The sequence below is a fragment of the Rosistilla ulvae genome, assembly GCF_007741475.1.
GTDB classification, from domain to species: Bacteria; Planctomycetota; Planctomycetia; order Pirellulales; family Pirellulaceae; genus Rosistilla; species Rosistilla ulvae.
On the sequence record NZ_CP036261.1, the window covers coordinates 5,889,285 to 5,907,895 of the forward strand.

General features: G+C 58.1%; 14 protein-coding genes and 1 tRNA gene. 10 read left to right on the forward strand and 5 right to left on the reverse strand.

The annotated features are described in order from the left end of the window. Positions 1-41: 41 nt before the first annotated feature. The 3 genes from EC9_RS20820 to EC9_RS20830 form a co-directional block, all read right to left on the reverse strand. Positions 42-3,134, reverse strand: a complete 3,093-nt coding sequence (locus EC9_RS20820; protein WP_145348034.1) for a coiled-coil domain-containing protein — start codon at positions 3,132-3,134, stop codon at positions 42-44. Positions 3,135-3,401: 267 nt separating this feature from the next. After that, entirely contained in the window at positions 3,402-4,325 is a 924-nt protein-coding gene (locus EC9_RS20825) for a hypothetical protein (protein WP_145348035.1), read from the reverse strand. 191 nt (positions 4,326-4,516) lie between these two features. Further along, positions 4,517-5,866, reverse strand: a complete 1,350-nt coding sequence (locus EC9_RS20830) for a PQQ-binding-like beta-propeller repeat protein (RefSeq protein ID WP_145348036.1) — start codon at positions 5,864-5,866, stop codon at positions 4,517-4,519. Here EC9_RS20830 and arfB point away from each other — a divergent pair. From arfB to EC9_RS20870, 9 genes are all read left to right on the forward strand, one after another. Beyond that, a complete protein-coding gene (gene arfB / locus EC9_RS20835) occupies positions 5,853-6,275 on the forward strand; it encodes an alternative ribosome rescue aminoacyl-tRNA hydrolase ArfB (protein ID WP_145287105.1) in 423 nt (140 codons plus the stop codon). The two genes, EC9_RS20830 and arfB, sit on opposite strands and share 14 nt — an antisense overlap. Positions 6,276-6,528: 253 nt before the next feature. Beyond that, the gene (locus EC9_RS20840; protein ID WP_218934316.1) at positions 6,529-8,295 is read left to right on the forward strand and encodes a c-type cytochrome domain-containing protein; all 1,767 of its coding nucleotides are present in this window, start codon (positions 6,529-6,531) and stop codon (positions 8,293-8,295) included. 344 nt (positions 8,296-8,639) lie between these two features. Continuing rightward, positions 8,640-9,818 carry a hypothetical protein gene (locus EC9_RS20845; RefSeq protein WP_145348038.1) on the forward strand — a complete coding sequence of 393 codons (1,179 nt, stop codon included), beginning with the start codon at positions 8,640-8,642 and terminating at the stop codon, positions 9,816-9,818. Between the two features lie 115 nt (positions 9,819-9,933). Then, entirely contained in the window at positions 9,934-11,814 is a 1,881-nt protein-coding gene (locus tag EC9_RS20850) for a caspase family protein (protein ID WP_145348039.1), read from the forward strand. A 498-nt stretch (positions 11,815-12,312) separates the two neighbouring features. Then, positions 12,313-13,368: a Gfo/Idh/MocA family protein gene (locus EC9_RS20855; protein WP_145348040.1), complete on the forward strand. Its 1,056-nt coding sequence runs from the start codon at positions 12,313-12,315 to the stop codon at positions 13,366-13,368. Positions 13,369-13,522: 154 nt separating this feature from the next. Beyond that, positions 13,523-13,939, forward strand: coding sequence for a secondary thiamine-phosphate synthase enzyme YjbQ (locus EC9_RS20860; protein WP_145348041.1), 417 nt, complete (start codon positions 13,523-13,525; stop codon positions 13,937-13,939). A 52-nt stretch (positions 13,940-13,991) separates the two neighbouring features. Continuing rightward, on the forward strand, positions 13,992-14,549 hold the full coding sequence (gene mog, locus EC9_RS20865; RefSeq protein WP_145348042.1) for a molybdopterin adenylyltransferase: 558 nt from the start codon (positions 13,992-13,994) through the stop codon (positions 14,547-14,549). A gap of 87 nt (positions 14,550-14,636) precedes the next feature. Then, complete coding sequence (locus tag EC9_RS26680; RefSeq protein WP_218934317.1) at positions 14,637-15,557, forward strand: hypothetical protein; 921 nt, start codon at positions 14,637-14,639, stop codon at positions 15,555-15,557. Beyond that, positions 15,554-16,240, forward strand: coding sequence for a class I SAM-dependent methyltransferase (locus EC9_RS20870; RefSeq protein ID WP_218934318.1), 687 nt, complete (start codon positions 15,554-15,556; stop codon positions 16,238-16,240). The genes EC9_RS26680 and EC9_RS20870 overlap by 4 nt, the downstream gene beginning before the upstream one ends. A 483-nt stretch (positions 16,241-16,723) precedes the next feature. Here the strand turns inward: EC9_RS20870 and EC9_RS20875 are convergent. Both EC9_RS20875 and csrA read right to left on the reverse strand, forming a co-directional pair. Further along, positions 16,724-16,796 (reverse strand) — tRNA-Glu (locus EC9_RS20875). A 266-nt stretch (positions 16,797-17,062) separates the two neighbouring features. Then, positions 17,063-17,260: a carbon storage regulator CsrA gene (csrA, locus tag EC9_RS20880; protein ID WP_145123005.1), complete on the reverse strand. Its 198-nt coding sequence runs from the start codon at positions 17,258-17,260 to the stop codon at positions 17,063-17,065. 432 nt (positions 17,261-17,692) lie between these two features. Here csrA and EC9_RS20885 point away from each other — a divergent pair, with 432 nt between their 5' ends. Beyond that, a complete protein-coding gene (locus tag EC9_RS20885) occupies positions 17,693-18,283 on the forward strand; it encodes a pyroglutamyl-peptidase I (protein WP_145348044.1) in 591 nt (196 codons plus the stop codon). Positions 18,284-18,611: the final 328 nt, after the last annotated feature.

Sequence of the window (18,611 nt, forward strand, 5' to 3'; positions counted from 1 at the left end):
TTCGCTGCGGCGATCATGATCGCACACCTGCCCCGAGCAGATCAAGCGGCGTCTTCTTTCTTGAACGGAACGACATCGGGTTTGTTGGCGATATCGGACATCTGCCCGATCTCCCGACGCATCTCGCGGATCTGGGCAGTGCTCGCGTGCAAACGGTTCTCCAATTCGCGAACCTGTTCCTGAGCCTTTGCGTTGGCATCCAAGCTGGCATCGTATTCGCCGCTGATCCGTTTCAGATGCTCCTTCGCCTCGTGCAATTGGGCCCGCAGATCCTGCATCTGCAATTCCAACTGCTCGCGCAACTTGACATCGGCTTTCATGCGGTTGGCGACTTCCAATTGATCCTCTAACTGCTCGATCGTCTTGGCCTGTTCTTGTGTCGCTTTGGTCAATTCCTTCTGCGTACGAGCCTGCTCCCGTTGCAGTTCTTCGATCGTTTCGGATTGATGCGTGACCTCGCGTTGCAGCGCGGCATATTGATCTCGCAGCGAGTGGCTGGCATCGACCGCTCGATCGCGCTGCGCCTCAGCCTCTTCCAATTGGTCCGACTTGACACTGAATTCCGCTTGAATTGCGGAGAGCCGGTTTTGCAGCAGATCCATGTCTTCGCAACGTTCGTGCAACGTTTCGTTTTCCGCCAGCAGCGCGGTACTCGCCTTCCGCAACTTATCGTTCTGCGTCAACTCGCTTTCTAGCTTGCTCGAGACGTCTTCCAATTTCTGCTTCAACCGCTGCAAGACATCGAGTTCGGCGACCAATTCGCTCTGCTCTTGTTTTTGTTTCGCGACCAATTGCTCGAGCGTTTCGTTATCGTCGCGTTCCTCCATCAACTCGGCCTGCGCGGTGGCCAACTGGGCCTGCGTCTTGGCCAAGTCCTTTTGCAGCGGTTTGATCTGCTTCAATCCCTCGCGAAGCGATTCGTTGTGCGATTGATGCTGGGTGACCGAATCGGTCAACCGATCGATCGTCGCTCGCTGCGATCGAATCTCGTCTTGCGATTTATCCAGATCTTGCTTCATCTGCCCCAGAACTTCCAACTCGCTAGTCAACGCGTCGTTCTTTTGTTGACGTGCGTCGAGCGAACGCCGCAATTCGGCACAGGTCTGAGTTTGCTTCTGCAATTCGACAGCCGTCTGTTGCAGTTCCTGTTTCAGCTGACGCAGCGATTCGAGTTCTTCGTTCATGTTGGCATTTTGCGTTTCCAACTGTCCCAACGAATCGGACAGCTTGCGGTTTTCCAAACGCTCGATACCAAGTTCGCGAGTGGCGGTCTCCAGTTCGACGCGTGTCTTGTGCAAGCTTTCCAGCTCGCGCTGCGCGTCGGCCAAACCGTCCAACCGGCTGGTCAGTTCCGCGATCTGTTGTTGCTTTTGCTTCAACGTGCTGGACAATTCCTGATTCTTTTGAACCTGGGCCTTCAACTGGTCGCCGCTTTGCGACAGCTGCTGCTGCGACGCTTGGTCCGCCTTGGCCATCTGGGCCTGCATATCGGCAAGCGACTGTTGCAGTTGAGCGTTGGCCGGTTTCAGTTCGGCAAGTTGTTGTTGCAACGATTCCTTGTCGGCTTGAACACTAGCCAGCGAAGCGGAGACAGCCGCAGTTTGCTGTTGAGTCTGAGTAAGCGAAGTCGTCGTCGATTCAAGCTTGTCGCGCAACTGAGCGTTCTCGGATTCGCGTTGCGCGACCGTCTGCTGCAGTTCGGCCTTCTGCTTTTGTTCGACTTGCAACTTCGATTGGGTGTCGGCCAGCTCCGTTTTGACACGGTCTCGATCGGAAGCTTCTTTCGTCAATTCCGCGATCCGATCTCGCAGCTCTTGAGCGATCTTACCACGCTCGGAGATATTGGCTTGCAGATGTTGGCGGTCGCGGTCGAAGTCGGCCAGCTGTTTGTGAGCGACTTGCAATTGCGATTCGTTACGAGCCAATTGATCGGCGATCGCCGCCTTCTGCTCCTCCAACGACTCCATCTTTCCTAGCGTCTGGGCCAGCTCTGCCTTCACGCGATCGCGATCCTGAGCAACCAGGCTGCCCGATTTGAGTTCCTCGCGCAGTCCTTGGATCGCTTTGTTTAATTGAGCCTTCTCGGCGCGTTCGGCTTGCAGGCTCGCATCCGCCTGTTCCAACTGCTTGCGAACGCTGGCAACCTGTTCGGCTTGCGCATCGAATTCGCCGCGCAACTTGTCTAAATCGTTATTAGCCGACGCCAAATCGGCGGCTACGGCATCGTGCTTCTCCTGCAGCGGATGCAGCTGAGTCGCCAACGCTTCCAGTTCGGTGATCCGTTGCCCACGTTGATCGATCTCGAAGCTCAACGCTTGCTTTTCCTCGGCTCGTGTCCGCAGTTGCTTCTGCATTTGGTCGCACGCGTTGTTGGCTTCGGCCAGCTGTTGCTGGAGCGATTGAACGACCTTTTCCAGCTGCGAGATCTTGCTGACCGCTTGATCGCGAGCATCGCTCAGACGCGGGATCTGCCGGTTGGCGATCACCAACGATTCGTTGCGGCTCTGTTGTTCCCCCAACTGCGCGCTGGTCTGATCGTAATCGCTCTGCAGCTCCTCGACATGCTTTTCGACCTCGTCCAGATCGGCTTCCAGTTTGGCGATCAGATCGGACTTCGTCTGTTTCTCACGATCCAACGATTCGCACTGGGAGACCAGTTTGCCGATTGCATCGTCGGCGTTGCACGAACGCGCCTCCAGTTCGCGGGTCACGCCATCCAACTGCAACTTGAGCTGCTTGGCCTGCTTTTGCGCCGCGGCGTTCTGATCCAACAAGACGCGCAGTTCTTGGATTTCACGATTCTGTTTGGCGTTGTGCGCCGAACTTTGACTGAGCTTGGTCTGCAGTTCGCGGAGATGATTGTTGAGCCGATCGTGCTCTTGGTCGAACTCCTGGTTCGCGCTGACCAGATTTTCGGTGACTCCCTTGGCAGCTTCCAACTCCGCCTCGGCCGCTTTCAGCTGAGACGTGAGCAGTTCGTTCTGGTCTTGGTGCTGTCGCGAAACGGCTTGCAGCGAGCGGAATTCACGATCCAGCGCGGTCAGTTCCTCGGAGTCATCCGATCCATTTCGGTTCGACAGCAGATATCCAACGATGACACCAACAAACAGGACTGCGAAAAAGGCAGTGATCATGAAACCGACTCCGAACCGAGGGCAGTGGGCGCAGCAAATGGCGTCGCCCAGTGAAGTGCATTGCTAGCAGGGGCAAGAACCAATGCATACATGTCTGGATTCGGCGGGTTGCCTCAATCCTCTTGACTGAAACGATAAAATCGATCGAACCTAGTTATGCTGTCAGCCTGCCGGGGGTTCAGCCCGCTGAGCGATGGTGCCTGCCAAGAGTTGTTTACCATCATCCCGAGTTAGAAAGCGACACCGAAGCGACGCTCGCCCCAACGACTACCACGGCGTGTTGACCATCATCCCCAGGTAAAACCCGACGTCGAAGCGGTCGGCGATCGTTTCATCGGTCGATGTCCCCGCCTGCAGCCCCGCTTCGAAACCGACACGGGTGCGTTGGTCCAAGCGGATCGGACGGCCGTTCTGGTCGAGGACCGCGGGAGGTTCGGGGCCGATCGGGAACTCGTACCGGAAGCCGATCGAACCGACGCCGATGGGAGCGCCCCCGCCGTCGGTGCCACCATTTGATAGCGCGGTGGTGATCCCAAGCCCCAGCGTGGCGCCAAATCGCCAGCCGAGATCGTGCAGCGAAACCTTCTTGCTGTTCTCATCGGCGAAGAAGTCGGTCACCAGTTTCAGCGGCTTATAGATCTCCAGAACGTCCAACGACGCCAGGATCGAACCGTTGCGAAACAGATCGAATTCCGAATCGTTGTCCCGTTTCAGATCGAAGAAGACGCGGGCCTTGGGCTGCAAAAAACGGACCTGCGGTCGCCACGATTGGTCGTCGTGAACCTCGACAAGGTCACCCTGCAGCCCGTTTTGCGAGATCGTGCTGTGCAACAAGATCTCGTCGTCGGGAACTTCGTAGCGGACGACGCGTATCGTCTCTTGCTCCGGATCGTCCGACGGAACGTCCATCAATTTGCCCTGGACTCCGCTGGCGCGAAACAGATTGTGCGCAGTGACTTCCGTAAGTGGCACGTCGTAGCGAACGATCCGATGATCGACTCCCGACGGCGATGAACTGAGAAAGGTCGGGATCCGTTGGACGCCCGAAAGGATATTTTGCGTCGCCGGTTCCGATGCGGCGATCGACATCGCCCCGGCCAGATCCAGACGTTGCGGCTTCGGAGAAGAATGAGCTTCCGAGATCGGTTCAAACTGAAACGCTGGCGATGGATCGAACAATGCCGGCGGCATCTCGTACTGCTGAGCGCGCGCAACAGAACTGCAAATGCAGGCTGCTATCAGTAATAAATACCGTTGCACGCTCCCATGCCTTTCCGCAAAATTCGCTCCCCCCGATACTGTCCGTTTCGCAGGGTACGCTATCGGGCGGAGAACAAGCAAGACGGAATCGTTACCGCCGCGGGAATGCTAGCAAGCGTGGACTACTTCGCCGCCGATGGGATCAATTGGAAACAGGCGACGCGATTTGCACCGCGAACGTACAGCCGGCCGTTGGCGACAACCGGAGCGGCCCAACAAGGCGATCGCAGAAACGGGGCCTCGATATCTCCCAACGCTTCGGAGAGATCGATCTCGGTGACCGGTTGATACGAATCGCTGCTGTCCTTGATCAATTCCATGTGGCCGCGTTCATCGAGAACCACAAAATGACCGTCGATCCAAAGCAGACTGGTCCGGATTCGATTCGGTTTGGTCCACATCACTTCCCCATCGGACCAACGGATGCAACGCAGATCGCTGTCGGGTTCATTGCGGCCGCTGCAACCGAACAGATAGTCGCCGTGCTGGATCGGCGTCGCCCAGTGGGCTCGCATCGCTTGCGCCCGACGCGACCGAGGATCTTTCCACAGCAGTTCGTAATCGCGTGGAGTGACTTTCAGCAAAGCACTTCCGACGTCGTAACATTCCGAGATCAGCACCTGATCGCCGCGGACGATCGGTAGCGCCGCATTGACGCTCTCCAGCCGCGGCGAACGCCACGGGAAGTGCCACAGTTCCTTGCCCTTGTTCGGATCAAAAGCCAACAAGCCGCCGCGCATGAAGGCCAGTCCAACGTCTTGGCCATCGATCTTGGCGATCACCGGCGTGCTGTAGCTGGCCAGTTCGTCGGACAGCTGATAAGCAAGCTTTCCATCGGATTGGCGGAACGCGACGATTCCCGAATTGTTGCCGATGACGCGATCCAACGCTCCCAACGGTAAGCGTTGGTCGGCCGCCGGGCTGCCGCCAACCATCACGATCACCATGTCTTTGTAGATCACCGGGCAACATGAGACGCCGAAGAAGTTTTGGATCACGCCAAACTCTTCGTTCAACGAATGCGTCCACAACAGTTTGCCGTCGGTCTTGTCGAAGCAGCTGAGCCGGCCGGCGACGCCGTAGGTAAAAACTCGATTTCCTGCGATTACTGGCGAACTTCGCGGCCCGTTGTTGTATCCATACATGTCGCGGTATGCGACTGGTTGGTCGGCGTGCCAAATCTCGCGGCCGCTGGCGGCATCGAGACAGATCAAACGCTCGACGTCGCCGACGCGATCGAATTGGAAATAACGTCCCTGATCAACAGCTCCGATGCCGTAACTGGTATCGAGGTCGAGGGTCCACAGCAGCTTCAGTTTGCCGTCGCTCCAATCGGTTAAGATGCCGGTCTCGGTCGATTTCCCGTTGGCCGTGGGGCCTAGAAAACTAAGCCAGTCGGCGGCGGCGAGCGGGCCGCCGGTTGACACGAGCACGACGAGCCAACAGATTGTCCAGGCAATGAAAGATCTCATAATCAACTCTCGGGTGACGATTCCAGCGGATCAGCTGACGGTGACGCATGCCCGCAGCAGCGGGCCAGGTGGGCAAAATGTCAACAAGGTGAATTCGAAAGTTACTGTATCTTGGCTGGTCGACGACAACAACATCCTCGATCCCGAATGGACCCGCCGCGTCAAAGTGCGACATCAAAATCGAATCAACCAGCTGGGACAGCTCTCCCTGACCAGCCAACAGTATCGCCAACAGCCGCGGAACCTCGAGGATTGCCTGACCAAGCTGCGGACGCTGCTTTTAGAGTGCCAACATCCGCCGAAACGACGGCGTGAAACGCGGCCAACGCTGGGATCGAAGAAGCGACGCTTGGAATCCAAACGCCAACAGAGTTCCAAAAAGCAATCGCGCGGTGGACGCTGGGACTGATCTCTCCCGAAGACGTATCGCGGCAAGATCGGCTTCCCAATCGATCGCTCCAAGGCTGCCGCCCATCGCAAACTTTTCTCGCCACCGCCCGAATGAATGTCCGCAATCTCGGCGTTTTCAGGATTGGCCCAATGGCAGCCGAGCCGTGCGTTTCCGATCGATACATCGACCATTTCAGTCGATGCGTTTCGTCGGACAGCGTCAATCTTCCGCCGCCCCAAACGTGTCCGCCCGTGCCTGGAGAACTAGTGCGATGATCCGATATTTGCTGATGGCGATCTGCCTGCTGTACAGTTTGAGTTCACCGATCCCGGTCCGCGCGGACGATCCCGATCTTCCCTCGCGAGCGGCAAAGATCTTGAAAAAACACTGCTATTCCTGCCACGGCGTGAAGTTTGAAGTCCCCGGGTTCAACGTTTTAGATCACGCAGTTCTGGTCGCACAGCCCGCCGATGCGACGCCTTACGTGACCGCGGGCAAGCTGGACGCGTCGTTGATTTGGCAACGCATCGCCGTCGACAAGGACATGCCGCCACAAAAGATCGATGATCGAATCAGCGATCAAGATTTGGAGGTCTTGCGGCGTTGGATCGTCGACGGAGCGGCGGCGCCGACTTATACGAACCGCGAGTTCATCACTGAAGAGCATGTGTTGCGATCGATTCGCGACGATCTGCAAGAGATGCAGCCCGAGAGCCGATCGCATCAGCGTTATCTTTCGCTGCATGCGATCAGCAATAACCCGCGGTACACCGATGCCGACCTGCGGCTGTATCGCGCCGCCGTCGTCAAACTGCTGAACAGCGTCAGCCGCCGCAGCCGGATCGTCAATCCACCGATGGTCGATGTTCCGGCCGAACGCTCCAGCGAAGGGAACGTCTTTCGGGTCGATCTCCGCGACTTCGGCTGGTCCGCCGCCGACTGGCAGTTGGCTCTACAAGGCTATCCATTTGGACTCTCCTGGAACGACAACAAATTGCAAGCGTTTGCCAGGGACATCGAACAACTTGTCGGTTCGCTTTCGTTCGACGGCATCGCCTATGTCCGTGCCGATTGGTTCGTCACCAAAGCCTCGCGGCCGGCGACCTATCACGCGCTACTGAACATACCGGAGACCGCTGGCGAATTGGAAACGCGACTGGGCGTCGATACGAAACAGGACTTCCTGCAAGATCGGCTGAACCGCGCCGGTTTCGCTGGCAGCGGCGTGAGTCATCAGAATCGCTTGGTCGATCGACACGAGGGATCGGTCGCGTCGTATTACTATCGCAGCTACGACTTCGATAAAGCGTTTGGCCGCGGCGTCTTATACCGCTTCCCGCTGGGGCCTCGCTTCGATGGGAACCCACACGATCAGTTCGCCTTCGAACACGCTGGCGGCGAAATCATCTGGGATCTGCCCAACGGACTGCAGGGTTATATGTTGGTCGACGCCGAAGGAAAGCGAATCGACAAAGGGCCGATCGAAATCGTTCGGGACATGCGCGAAATCGCAGGTTCGCCAGAGATCGTCAACGCGGTCAGCTGTATCGGCTGCCATCGCCACGGCCTGCTGGACTATCGCGACATGGTTTCGGGCTCGCAATCGTTGACCTCCGACGACAGAACCAAGGTCGACGCCCTCTACACTCGCCCCGATCGGTTGCAGGAAATCTTGACGTCCGACCGCAACCGCTACCTGGCAGCCCTGAAGCTTGCGATCGGCCCCTATCTGCAAATTCGCGAGGCGACCGACACAGCGATCACCGAGTTTCCCGAGCCGATCAGCACGGTGGCCAAATGGTACGACCAAGATATGTCGCTGGCCGATGTCGCGGCGGAACTAGGATTTGAAAATGCCGATGCGCTGGCTCCCACGATCCAATACAACCAGAAACTGAAGGACCTGGGACTCGCTCCGCTCGCTTCGGATTCCACGATCCCACGGCGGATGTGGGACACGCAACAGGAGAGTCCATCGTCGATCTTCCAACGGACGGCGGTGGCGCTGGGAGTTGGCAGCGGGATGAACCCCAACTAACGCAGCCTCCCCCCCGGGGCCACTTCGCAGTTTGTCGGTTCCAATCCGACAGCTCCTCTTCTTCATCGATGGTTCCAACGCGCTCGAATCGGCTCGCGATTCGTCCCCGAAACCACTCTCCCAAGCTCCCGGATGTCAAACCGGGGGCTTTGCGTGTTTTATGTCACCGCGTGAGTGCTCTTCGCAAATTTTTTATTGCAACCGGTGTCCGCCTGGGCGGCCGAACCTGCATCCATCCTTTGGGGAGCGACACTTGTGCTCTCCACGCCTGAACACCAACACAAGCGAAAACGAGACCAGAACCAAAACCGGACGACGATCCGAATCGCAGGGAGACATCGATCATGAAAAACACGCTCTACCGCAGCCAAGCATACAGGATCCTGGCGTTGGTTGGCTTGTTATCGATCGCGATCTCAAGCGTCGCTTCGGCGGCCAGCGACGACGTCACCCCAACGGTTCGCGAGGCGATGGTCAAGATGAGCGATGAGATCGCTCGCTACATCGCCGCCGATCCCGACACCAAAGGGCAAGTCGCGATCGGTGCCTTCCAAGGCCCTTCCAGCAGCGGCGCCGGAGCGAGGATCGTTCAATCGCTGCGAGAGAACCTGAAGTCGAAGTGTGAGATCGTCGACGTCGGAGCTGCCTATACGATCAGCGGTCGATTCATGGGACAGAAACTCGATGGCCAATTTGTCACGATCATCGAAGCGGAGATCGGCGACGCGTTGGGCAACACAGTCCAGAAACTGCGACGCAAAGTGGTCACCGCGATCGAAGAGGGATTGGCCTTCTTCGGTCCCAGCAGCGTCGATCTGTCGGCGCAATCCCAAGCTGCCAAGTCGGACAAACCAGACTCCGAACAGTCCAAAACCGATTCGACGACGGCGGAGATTTTGGTCAGCAGCATCGTCAAACCAGAGACCCATCTGGACGCCAACCGCAAGACACGGATGAACCCTGCCGACGGCAGTCCCTACGGCTTGGAGATCGCACTGAAACAGGCCGACGGTAAATACCGCAGCCTTCCGATCACCAAGTCCGACGGCATTGCCACCGTCGATCTGAAAGCAGACCAGATCTATGCGGTCCGTTTGTTCAACGATTCGGCCCGCCCGGTTGGATGCCGTTTGACGATCGATGGAATCAACACCTTTGCCTTGAGCTTGGACGCGAATTACCGCGGCAAGGAAACGATCATGGAGCTGCAACCGCACGCCAAGTTCCTGATCAAAGGCTGGCACCACACCGGCAACCTCAGCCATGAATTTCGCATCAGCGATTATGGCGATACGCCAGCATCCAAGTTCGGCGTCTTCGATGGCGTCGGCATGCTGACCGCCACGTTTTTTGAAGCGACAGCTCCCCAGGGCTACGCCGCGACGCGGGAGTTCGCCACCGGCATCGGCGACGAAGTCGCGATGCGATACCGAGACGGGCAATCGAAGTTCGGCAAACCGATCGCCGCGGTCAGCGTTCGCTACGTCCGTCCGGCCCCCCCAACCGACTTGCCACCCAAGTGACAAACCCATACCCTCAAGAGAACGGCACCCTGTGCCGATTCTTGGACCATAAGACTCGCAACCGCAAACACCCGTTGCTGAAGAACATCTTCCCGTTACCGCTAGGAGAATTCCGATGAAGACGCCGCGTATACGAATCGTGCTCCCCAGCCTGCTGCTCGCCGCGTTGGTTTGCGGCAACAACGCCTTGGCCAAGAACACTCAAAAACTGCATGCGATGGTGATTGGCAATGGTGCCTACAGCGTTGGCAGCCTCGCCAATCCGGCCAACGATGCCAAAGCGATCTCCGACGCATTAACCGACCTGGGCTTTGATGTGACGACCGAAATCGATCTGACGCACCAGAACATGGATCGCGCGATCAACAAGTTCTGTCAACAAGTCGACGAAGGAGGACTAGCCTTCTTCTTCTTCGCCGGACACGGAATCCAAGTCGACGGGGAAAACTATCTGATCCCGGTCGACGCCGATATCCCGGACCAGTCCTTTGTGAAGTACAAAGCGGTTTCGCTCAGTTTGATCCTCGATTCGTTGGGCAAATCGCGCAGCAACATGAACGTGGTCGTCCTGGATTGCTGTCGCAACAATCCCTTCGAGCGCACCTGGACGACCCGTTCGTTGGGACAACGTGGACTCGCCGCTCAAACCGAAGTTCCCGAAGGCACGATCATCGCCTATGCCACTTCACCAGGAAAAACGGCGTCCGATGGCGACACCGGCAATTCCCCCTACACCACCGAACTGGCCGCAGCGCTTAAGCAGCGGCCGCAGAAGGGATTGCTGCTCCGCGACGTCTTCTTTACCGCCAGTCGCGCCGTAAAAGAAAAAACCGGTCAATCTCCATGGGTAAACATGGAAGCGTCGTTGGACAACTTCTACCTACGCCCCAGTGAAATCGATGACAGCGTTTCGGTGCCACGCCCTCAACCCGAATTGGAGCCCGAGGTGATCCCCACAGGAATTGCCAAGCCCGAATCGATGGCAATGGAATCGGTCCTCGTGGAACCCACCATCAGCCTCGAAGACAAATCGTTGATTGATCAGGCCGAAGTCTACCTGCGTCAGGGGCAATACGCCAACGCGATCGTGGCCTACACCGCGGTTTTGGAAAGCCCATCGCTGCCAACAGCGGCGAGACAGAAGGCACGCAAGAGCCGTGGGGCAGCCTACTTGGGACGCGGCACACAACAGGATCTTCACTTTGCCATCGTCGACCAATTGGCAGCCGGTTTGGACGGGATCCGCGTCACGGTGCGAAACGATTCGTCGGAGCTTAAAGTCGGCACCAAGAAGAGCGGTCGAGTCTCGCGAGGACAGGTGTTACGAATCACCAAATCGATGCAGCATAACGACAAGGATTGGTTCTGGGTCGCGGCCGTCAACGGCGACGAAACGCTCACAGGCTGGGTGACCGCTGCGACAGTGGTCAAGTCCGACAACACCACCAAACCTGCCTCGCTGGCCGCCTCCGCTACGCCCAGCCACTCAGCCTCGAGCAATATCGTTGTCGGCACGCCAACCTCCGTCTCTCTCCCGAGCCCGCAACCACAACATCAAATCATCCAGACACCACAACCCCAGTCGTTCAGCAGCAACCATCGCACGACAGTGCAGCCACAGTCGTTCTCTCAGTCGCAACGTTCGGTCACGCCGTCGCACAACAACTTTGGAACGCACAACCGCAACACCCAACGGCAGACGATGCAAGTCGTACCGCAACAGCAGCAGAACTGGCGGTCCCACAACAATACGCATCACAACAACTGGAAAACCAACAACCACACGCAGAAAAAGCACCACTGGCAGCAGAACAACCATGGCCACCATGGTCAAATCAAACACCATCAGCAGCACCAACGGCAAAACCAGTGGGGCGGCCAAAATCATTGGGGCGGAAACAACCAAACACGAGTCCAAAACAACTCGGCAACTTTGAAATGGGGAGCGGCAGGAACACTCCGACGCGCCATCGCCAACGGCACCCTTAGCTGGTAACAAACAGGCGATTTCGCAACTCAGCGGCCTGAACAATCCCTGAAGGTGCGCCCCACCTCAGGACTAATGAGTGTTTGTGCTTAGAAAAATTAGCCGGCATGCGCTAGCGTCCAGTTCCCTTGGAGAACCGGTCGATAGCGAATGCCGGCTGATACCTTAAATTGTAATACCGATTGGCCCTGCGTCCCCCGACCGCAACTCCGCCCCCACAAGCGTGACGAATCCCAGGAAGAGCAACACGACAGATTGCAAGCTCCGACCAGGGCGATATTCATTCCAAAGACTGACAAAAACGCCGGGGACACGGCCTACGCGAGGCCCCTTCTTGGAGCAACAAAGGCCTTTCCAGAAGCAGCGTTGATGGGGGGCGTAGAGTAGGCGTTTGCCCCCTTCCCAATTTTCGCGTGTTCTCTGATAACGCAAACCGACCGCAGCGACTATACTCATGGTCCCCAACAGCAGTCGTTGCCCGCCTCTCTCCTTCAAAGGTATCCCACCATGCAGATCCCTACTCTGGCTCAACTTGTACTCATTCCCGCTCTGGCAATCGCCGTATCTCTCGGCGCCGCAACCGGCGCGTCGGCCGACGAACCACTGAAAGTTGGCATCATCGGACTGGACACGTCGCACGTGACAGCGTTCAGCAAAGTCATGAACGATCCCAAAGCGACCGGCGATTTGGCGAAGATGAGCGTCGTCGCCGCGTTCCCCGGTGGCAGCCCCGACATCGCGTCGAGCCGCGACCGCGTCGAAGGCTTCACCAACCAATTGCGTGATATGGGTGTCGAGATCGTCGATTCGATCCCAGCCCTGCTGGAAAAAGTGGACGTTGTGATGCTGGAAAGCGTCGACGCCCGTCCCCACCTGGAACAAGTATTGCCCGTCTTCCAAGCTGGCAAACGCGTCTTCATCGACAAACCACTGGCCGCTTCGCTTGTCGATTGCCTGGCGATCCAACAACTGTCGAAGAAGTACAACGTGCCGTGGTTCAGCAGTTCGTCGCTGCGATTCAGCCCCGATATCTACCGCTTCCGCACCGGTGATCCGAAGGTCGGCGCTGTGTTGGGCGCTACCGTCTGGAGCCCCTGCTCGCTGGAACCAACTCACCCCGATCTGTTCTGGTACGGCGTCCACGGCGTCGAAACCTTGTACACGATCATGGGAACCGGATGCACGCAAGTCTCTCGCGTTTCGACAGCTGATACCGACGAAGCGACTGGCGTTTGGGAAGACGGCCGCGTCGGTACCTTCCGCGGACTGCGAGCAGGCAAACGAGGTTACGGCGGGATCGTGTTCGGCGAAAAATCGATCGCCGATGCTGGCACTTATGCTGGCTACCAACCGCTGGTTCAACGCGTTGCATCTTTCTTCTTGACCGGTGAAGTTGCCGTCGACCCGAATGAAACGATCGAGATGTTCGCCTTCATGACAGCCGCCGACGAATCGAAGAAGAAGGATGGCGCAGCGGTTTCGATCGCCGACGTGATGAAAGCCGCCGAAGCGCAAGTCGCCGACCGGATCGCGGAAGTCGAAAAGAAAATCGCGGCCAAATAAATCGCCGCTGCGACCACGGCTGGCATCAAGCCGTGGTGCGGAACCGAATCGAAGTTCGTAGACTGAGCTGGCCGCAACGGGTTTGCGGCCAGTCCAGTCACCCGGCACTGGGCTGCCTGTCGCTTCGATCCCATCGATTCAGAAAGTCGCTGTCGTGTGGTTCCAAAAACAGATCGCCCTCGCTGCAAAACCGCGAGGATTTCATCTCGTGACGCGTGAAATCTTGTCCGCGCTGCCCGAGCTGGCCGAGGTTCAAGTGGGCCTGCTGCATGTCTTTATCCAGCACACCAGCGCTAGCCTGACGATCAACGAAAACGCCGATCCCGACGTGCGGACCGATTTCGAAATGGTCGCCAATCACCTGGTCCCCGAATCGTTGCCCTACGTCCATACCCTCGAGGGAAGCGACGACATGCCGGCCCACGTCAAAGGGGCACTGCTGGGATTCAGCCTCTCGATCCCCATCGCATCAGGACAACTGGCTCTCGGGACGTGGCAGGGGATCTATCTCTGCGAGCACCGCAACCAGGGCGGTCGCCGCCGACTGGTGCTGACGATTCACGGCGAATAAGCGGCCCAAAAACGCAAGGATCTTCGTGGTCCAGAGAAAGGGAAAGGAAAAGATGACTCAGCCCACTCCCGCGTCGATCGGTATCGTGACGGTATCGGATCGCGCCAGCCGCGGCGAATACCAAGATCGCGGCGGCCCGGCGATCGAAGCCTATCTGCAGGAGGTCCTGCAAAGCCCATGGCGGGCGGTTCCCAGACTGGTTCCCGACGACATCGATGCGATCGCCGACGCGCTGCAAGAATTATCCGAACTGGGATGCTGCTTGATCATCACAACGGGTGGCACCGGTCCGGCGCTGCGGGATGTCACCCCGGAAGCGACCGAGCGGGTATGCGACAAGATGATGCCCGGCTTTGGCGAACAGATGCGGCAGGTTTCGCTGCAGTTTGTCCCGACGGCAATCCTCTCGCGGCAGACCGCCGGGATCTGCGGCAGCAGCTTGATCGTCAACCTTCCGGGCCAGCCGAAAGCGATCGCCGAGTGTCTCGATGCGGTTTTTCCAGCGATCCCCTACTGCATCGATCTGCTGGAAGGACCTCGCCTGGAGACCGATCCCGCCCGCTGCCAAGCGTTTCGCCCCAAGAGCAAACCGGCGCCGGATCCTCAGTAGCTGCCGAAGCGGCTGGATTTACGTCGCCACAGCTGCCTGCTAATTTAGTTTCCGATTGAGGTCCGCCCGAACGAAAAAGGAACACCGATGGCGACTGCTCTGGCTGACGGATCGCAAACGACCGACAGCCGGCTGATCGGTTCGCTGGAACTCCCCAATCGCCTCTCCCTGGACGCTCCGTCGGTGGCGGTAACGTGGCAATGGCTGCTGGCCACCGTCTACTCAAATCCCCCATCGACCGACGGCCCTTCGCGGGCGATCGATCGATCTCAAGCAGCCGCGATGGCGGTCTTGTTCATCACGGTCTGGTTGATCTACATGGCGGATCGGCTGTTGGATTGCCGGCGTCTGGATTTCAGCCGCGACGTTCCCGGTCGACATCGTTTCGCCAACCGCTACTCGCGAATCCTGTGGCCGATCTGGTTCGGTATGCTCGCCATCGACAGCAGCCTCGCGCTGCGGATGCTGGATCGACAGCTGTTGTTTGCCGGAGCGGGGCTGATGGGAATCGTCCTCCTCTACTGCTTGGCCGTGCACGGTTCCCGCTGGCTGCAAGGCGGCGTTCCCAAGGAATTTGTCGTCGGAACCGTCTTTGCCGCCGGAGTCAGCTTGCCGATCGCGGTGGCAGAGTTCTCGCTGCCGCTGGCCCTGACAACCTGCATGATGGCGGCGTTGTTTAGCCTGAACTGCTTGTGTGTCGCCAAAGTCCAAAGGGGCAGCGACCGCCAGCAGAAGATCGGATCGGCGATCTTGATGTTCCCTCGACTCGCATCGAGGTTGCCGTTGATCTCCGGCCTGCTTTCGATCCTGGCGATCGCCCTGGGCTGCTGGGGCCTGATCCCCGCGGCGATTGCTGCGGCGACGGCGCTCAGCGCCGCCGGGCTGCTGGGAATCGCGTGGATTATCGACCGCGAGCGAAGCTGGATCGATGCAGCAAGCTGCGGCCCGCTCGCCGATTACGTGCTCCTTGCGCCGCTGCCGGTGCTCCTGCTGGCGAACTGGCTGTGAGCGATAAGCGGCGATCGGGGTACGACAGATTGGCGCCGTGGTATCAAACGCTGGAACAGCTGCGGTTTGGCAAGGCGCTGCAAAAGGGAAGAGTCAGCCTGCTGCCGGCGGTTCTCGAACACCTTCAGTCCCGATCGAGCGGCGACGCCCCGGAAGTCCTGTTCCTGGGCGATGGCGACGGGCGGTTGCTGGACGCTTTTTTAGCCAGCTGCCCGACGGCTCGAGTGACAAGCGTCGACATCAGCCCACGGATGGTAGCGATGCAGAAATCTCGAGTCGGCCAGCGGGGCAGGTCGGTGCAGTGGAAAGTTGCCGACATCGAAGCCATCGAATTCCCGGCGGGACGTTTTGACCTCGTCGTGACTCCGTTTTTCCTCGACTGCTTCGACGCAGCGGAGCTCGGCCGTCTGATCCCCCGTATCGCGGGCTGGCTGAATCCCGCTGCCGCTTGGTACGTCGTCGACTTCCAAATCCCACCATCCGGTCTACGGCGGCTGTGGGGCCGATTCTGGCTTGCAACCATGCACACCTTCTTTCGCTGGCAAACCGGTCTCCGATCGCGTCAGGTGGTCGATCCGGTCCCCATCCTGCAGACGTGCGGCTTTTCCCCCAAGCACGACCAACAGGCTCACGCTGAAATGATCCGATCGACGCTTTTCTGCCGCGACGCAGAGTCGACGTAAGCGAGCGCGACACGGAGGACCAGGATCCCAATCCCCCGAAGACGGTCGAGACAAAGTGTGCCCCCAGATGTGCGTTCGTGACGAACTGGCGCGCGACAAGACTTGATCGAGCGCTCGCAGAGCGATTGCTATCCCCCCGGCTCCGCTGAAGCGAAGGAAGAAGCCGGAAGACCATTCTACGGAAGCAGAGCACTATCGCCCCCAAATGGCGAACCGGCTCTGAAGAACTGTTGGCAAATGACGCACTTTTCACCGCCCCCCCAAAGATGGCACAGCCTTTGCTATAAGTCTCCCCGCACACAAATTTCACGAAAAGGGATTGGCAATGTTCAAACGGCGGCACGACGGAGAGGAACGGAGGCTGTTGCCGGCGAGCGAGAAGATATCCCGTGGCCAGAAGGAACGCGGCTGCGGAATAGGCACAAAAAAACCCAGCGTTTCCGGCTGTGGAAGCCAAAGAAACGCTGGGCTTAAGTCAATTAATGACCCCAATGGGGTTCGAACCCATGTTGCCGCCGTGAAAGGGCGGAGTCCTAGGCCGCTAGACGATGGGGCCGCGACAAGACAAGGTTTACCAAAGCGAGGGCCAGACCGTCAAGGGGCTCGGCACAAAATTCGCAGTTGGTTCCTGAAATTCGATATCGGGTCGGCTCAAGCGGAAACTTAAACCAATGTTTGTCAGATTCTATCAAAAAACGAAAATAGATCGTCAGCCCCACCGAGTGGGTTATGACGCAGCGACTGCTGCGGTGGCAACGAGTCAACAGCCCCCAGGTTTAGGTGGGAATGATGTTTCATCGGACCGCATGGAAGCAGAGCGAATTAGCCATCGACCGATTCAGCGGAATCGTCTTGCTGGCTTCGTTGAATCGCATCGTAGACTTCGCGGCGATGAACCGGCACTTCGCGAGGCGCTTCCACCCCAAGCCGTACCTTATCGCCACGGATCTCGACGACAACGATACGAATATCATTGTTGATTACGATGCTTTCGTTTTTCTTACGTGATAGCACTAACATGGTGCATTCCTTTGTGACCGGCGTCACTCTCCTCAATTAATCAAAAATCCCTACCCCGACAGGTGCAGGCTTGATGCTGCTGCTCAAATGTAGGACCCACCGAGGTAGGCTCTGAGCGTAAAACCGCTATTGTGACTCAATGTACTCTACGTCCACTTTAGGGAAAGTCAAGAAACTTTGCTTGTCAACCGGGCTTTTATTTTATTTTAACTTAAGAATTGGCACGACAACCGTCCTGGGGGACCTATTTGTTCAGTAATACCACACCGGAAGCGTTTTAGCGACCGACCAAATTTCGCAGCTTGGTTCATATAAAAACCGATCGGGCGACAGGGGTGGACTATGATTTGAGCGGTGAGCGATCCGAACGCGGCGACGAGGCCCGGTGTGGGTCAGCTCACAGATTCCCCCCAGAAACGAAGCGCCATCGCGATGCCACGAGTCCTTTTAACAGCCTTTGAACCCTACGAAGAGTGGCAGGACAATAGCAGTTGGTTGACCCTGGTCGAGTTAACACGCTGGTTTGACGCTGGGGAAAACCTGGTAACTCGCCGCTATCCTGTCGATTTCCAGGCGGTTAAACATCGGTTGGCGATCGATATGCAGCAGGATTTCGATCTAATCCTGCACCTGGGGCAGGCACCTGGCGCGAGCGTGATGCGGCTGGAGGGATTTGCGATCAACATGGGCAGCAACCACTGCGCGTTGGTCGACGATGGCCCGGCGGCTCATAGATCGCGACTGCCGCTGACCGCATGGTCAAACAAACTGCAGGAACGCGGAATCCCCGCCCAGGTCTCCTACCACGCGGGGACCTATCTCTGCAACGCAACGCTCTATATGAGCCAGCACTATGCCGCCCACGAAGGACTGCGGACCGATTCGACCTTCATCCACCTGCCCGTCTCCCCGCATCAAGTCGCGGCGCGGCAAAAACCGATGCCTTCGATGAGCGTGCCGTTGATGGCTGCCGGGATTGCGTTGATCTTGGAGCAGTACCTGCAACGAAGCCAAACCGCTTAGCCGTTAGGTCGATCGCAACCTGCCCACCACCCCCAACAGGGCGCGACAATACGCACCGTGCACCGTGCCAGTCTGCACAGTCACGCCGGGGGCAGGAACCTCCCCCCGCTTCCGCTGTCACTTCGGTCCCCCGACGTAGACAAGCTGGCTTCCGGTCCGAGCTTGCGATAACTCGAAATCGGCTCTTCGTTGGCGCGTTCGGCACCACAGTTGCTGCATGATCCCACCGGGGTTCTTCTCGCAGCTCGATTGTCGATGCAATTTCGATCACACCGGCTTCCGCCGACACGCTGCGCACCGGGGAATCACACGCGGATGTCCTGGCAGA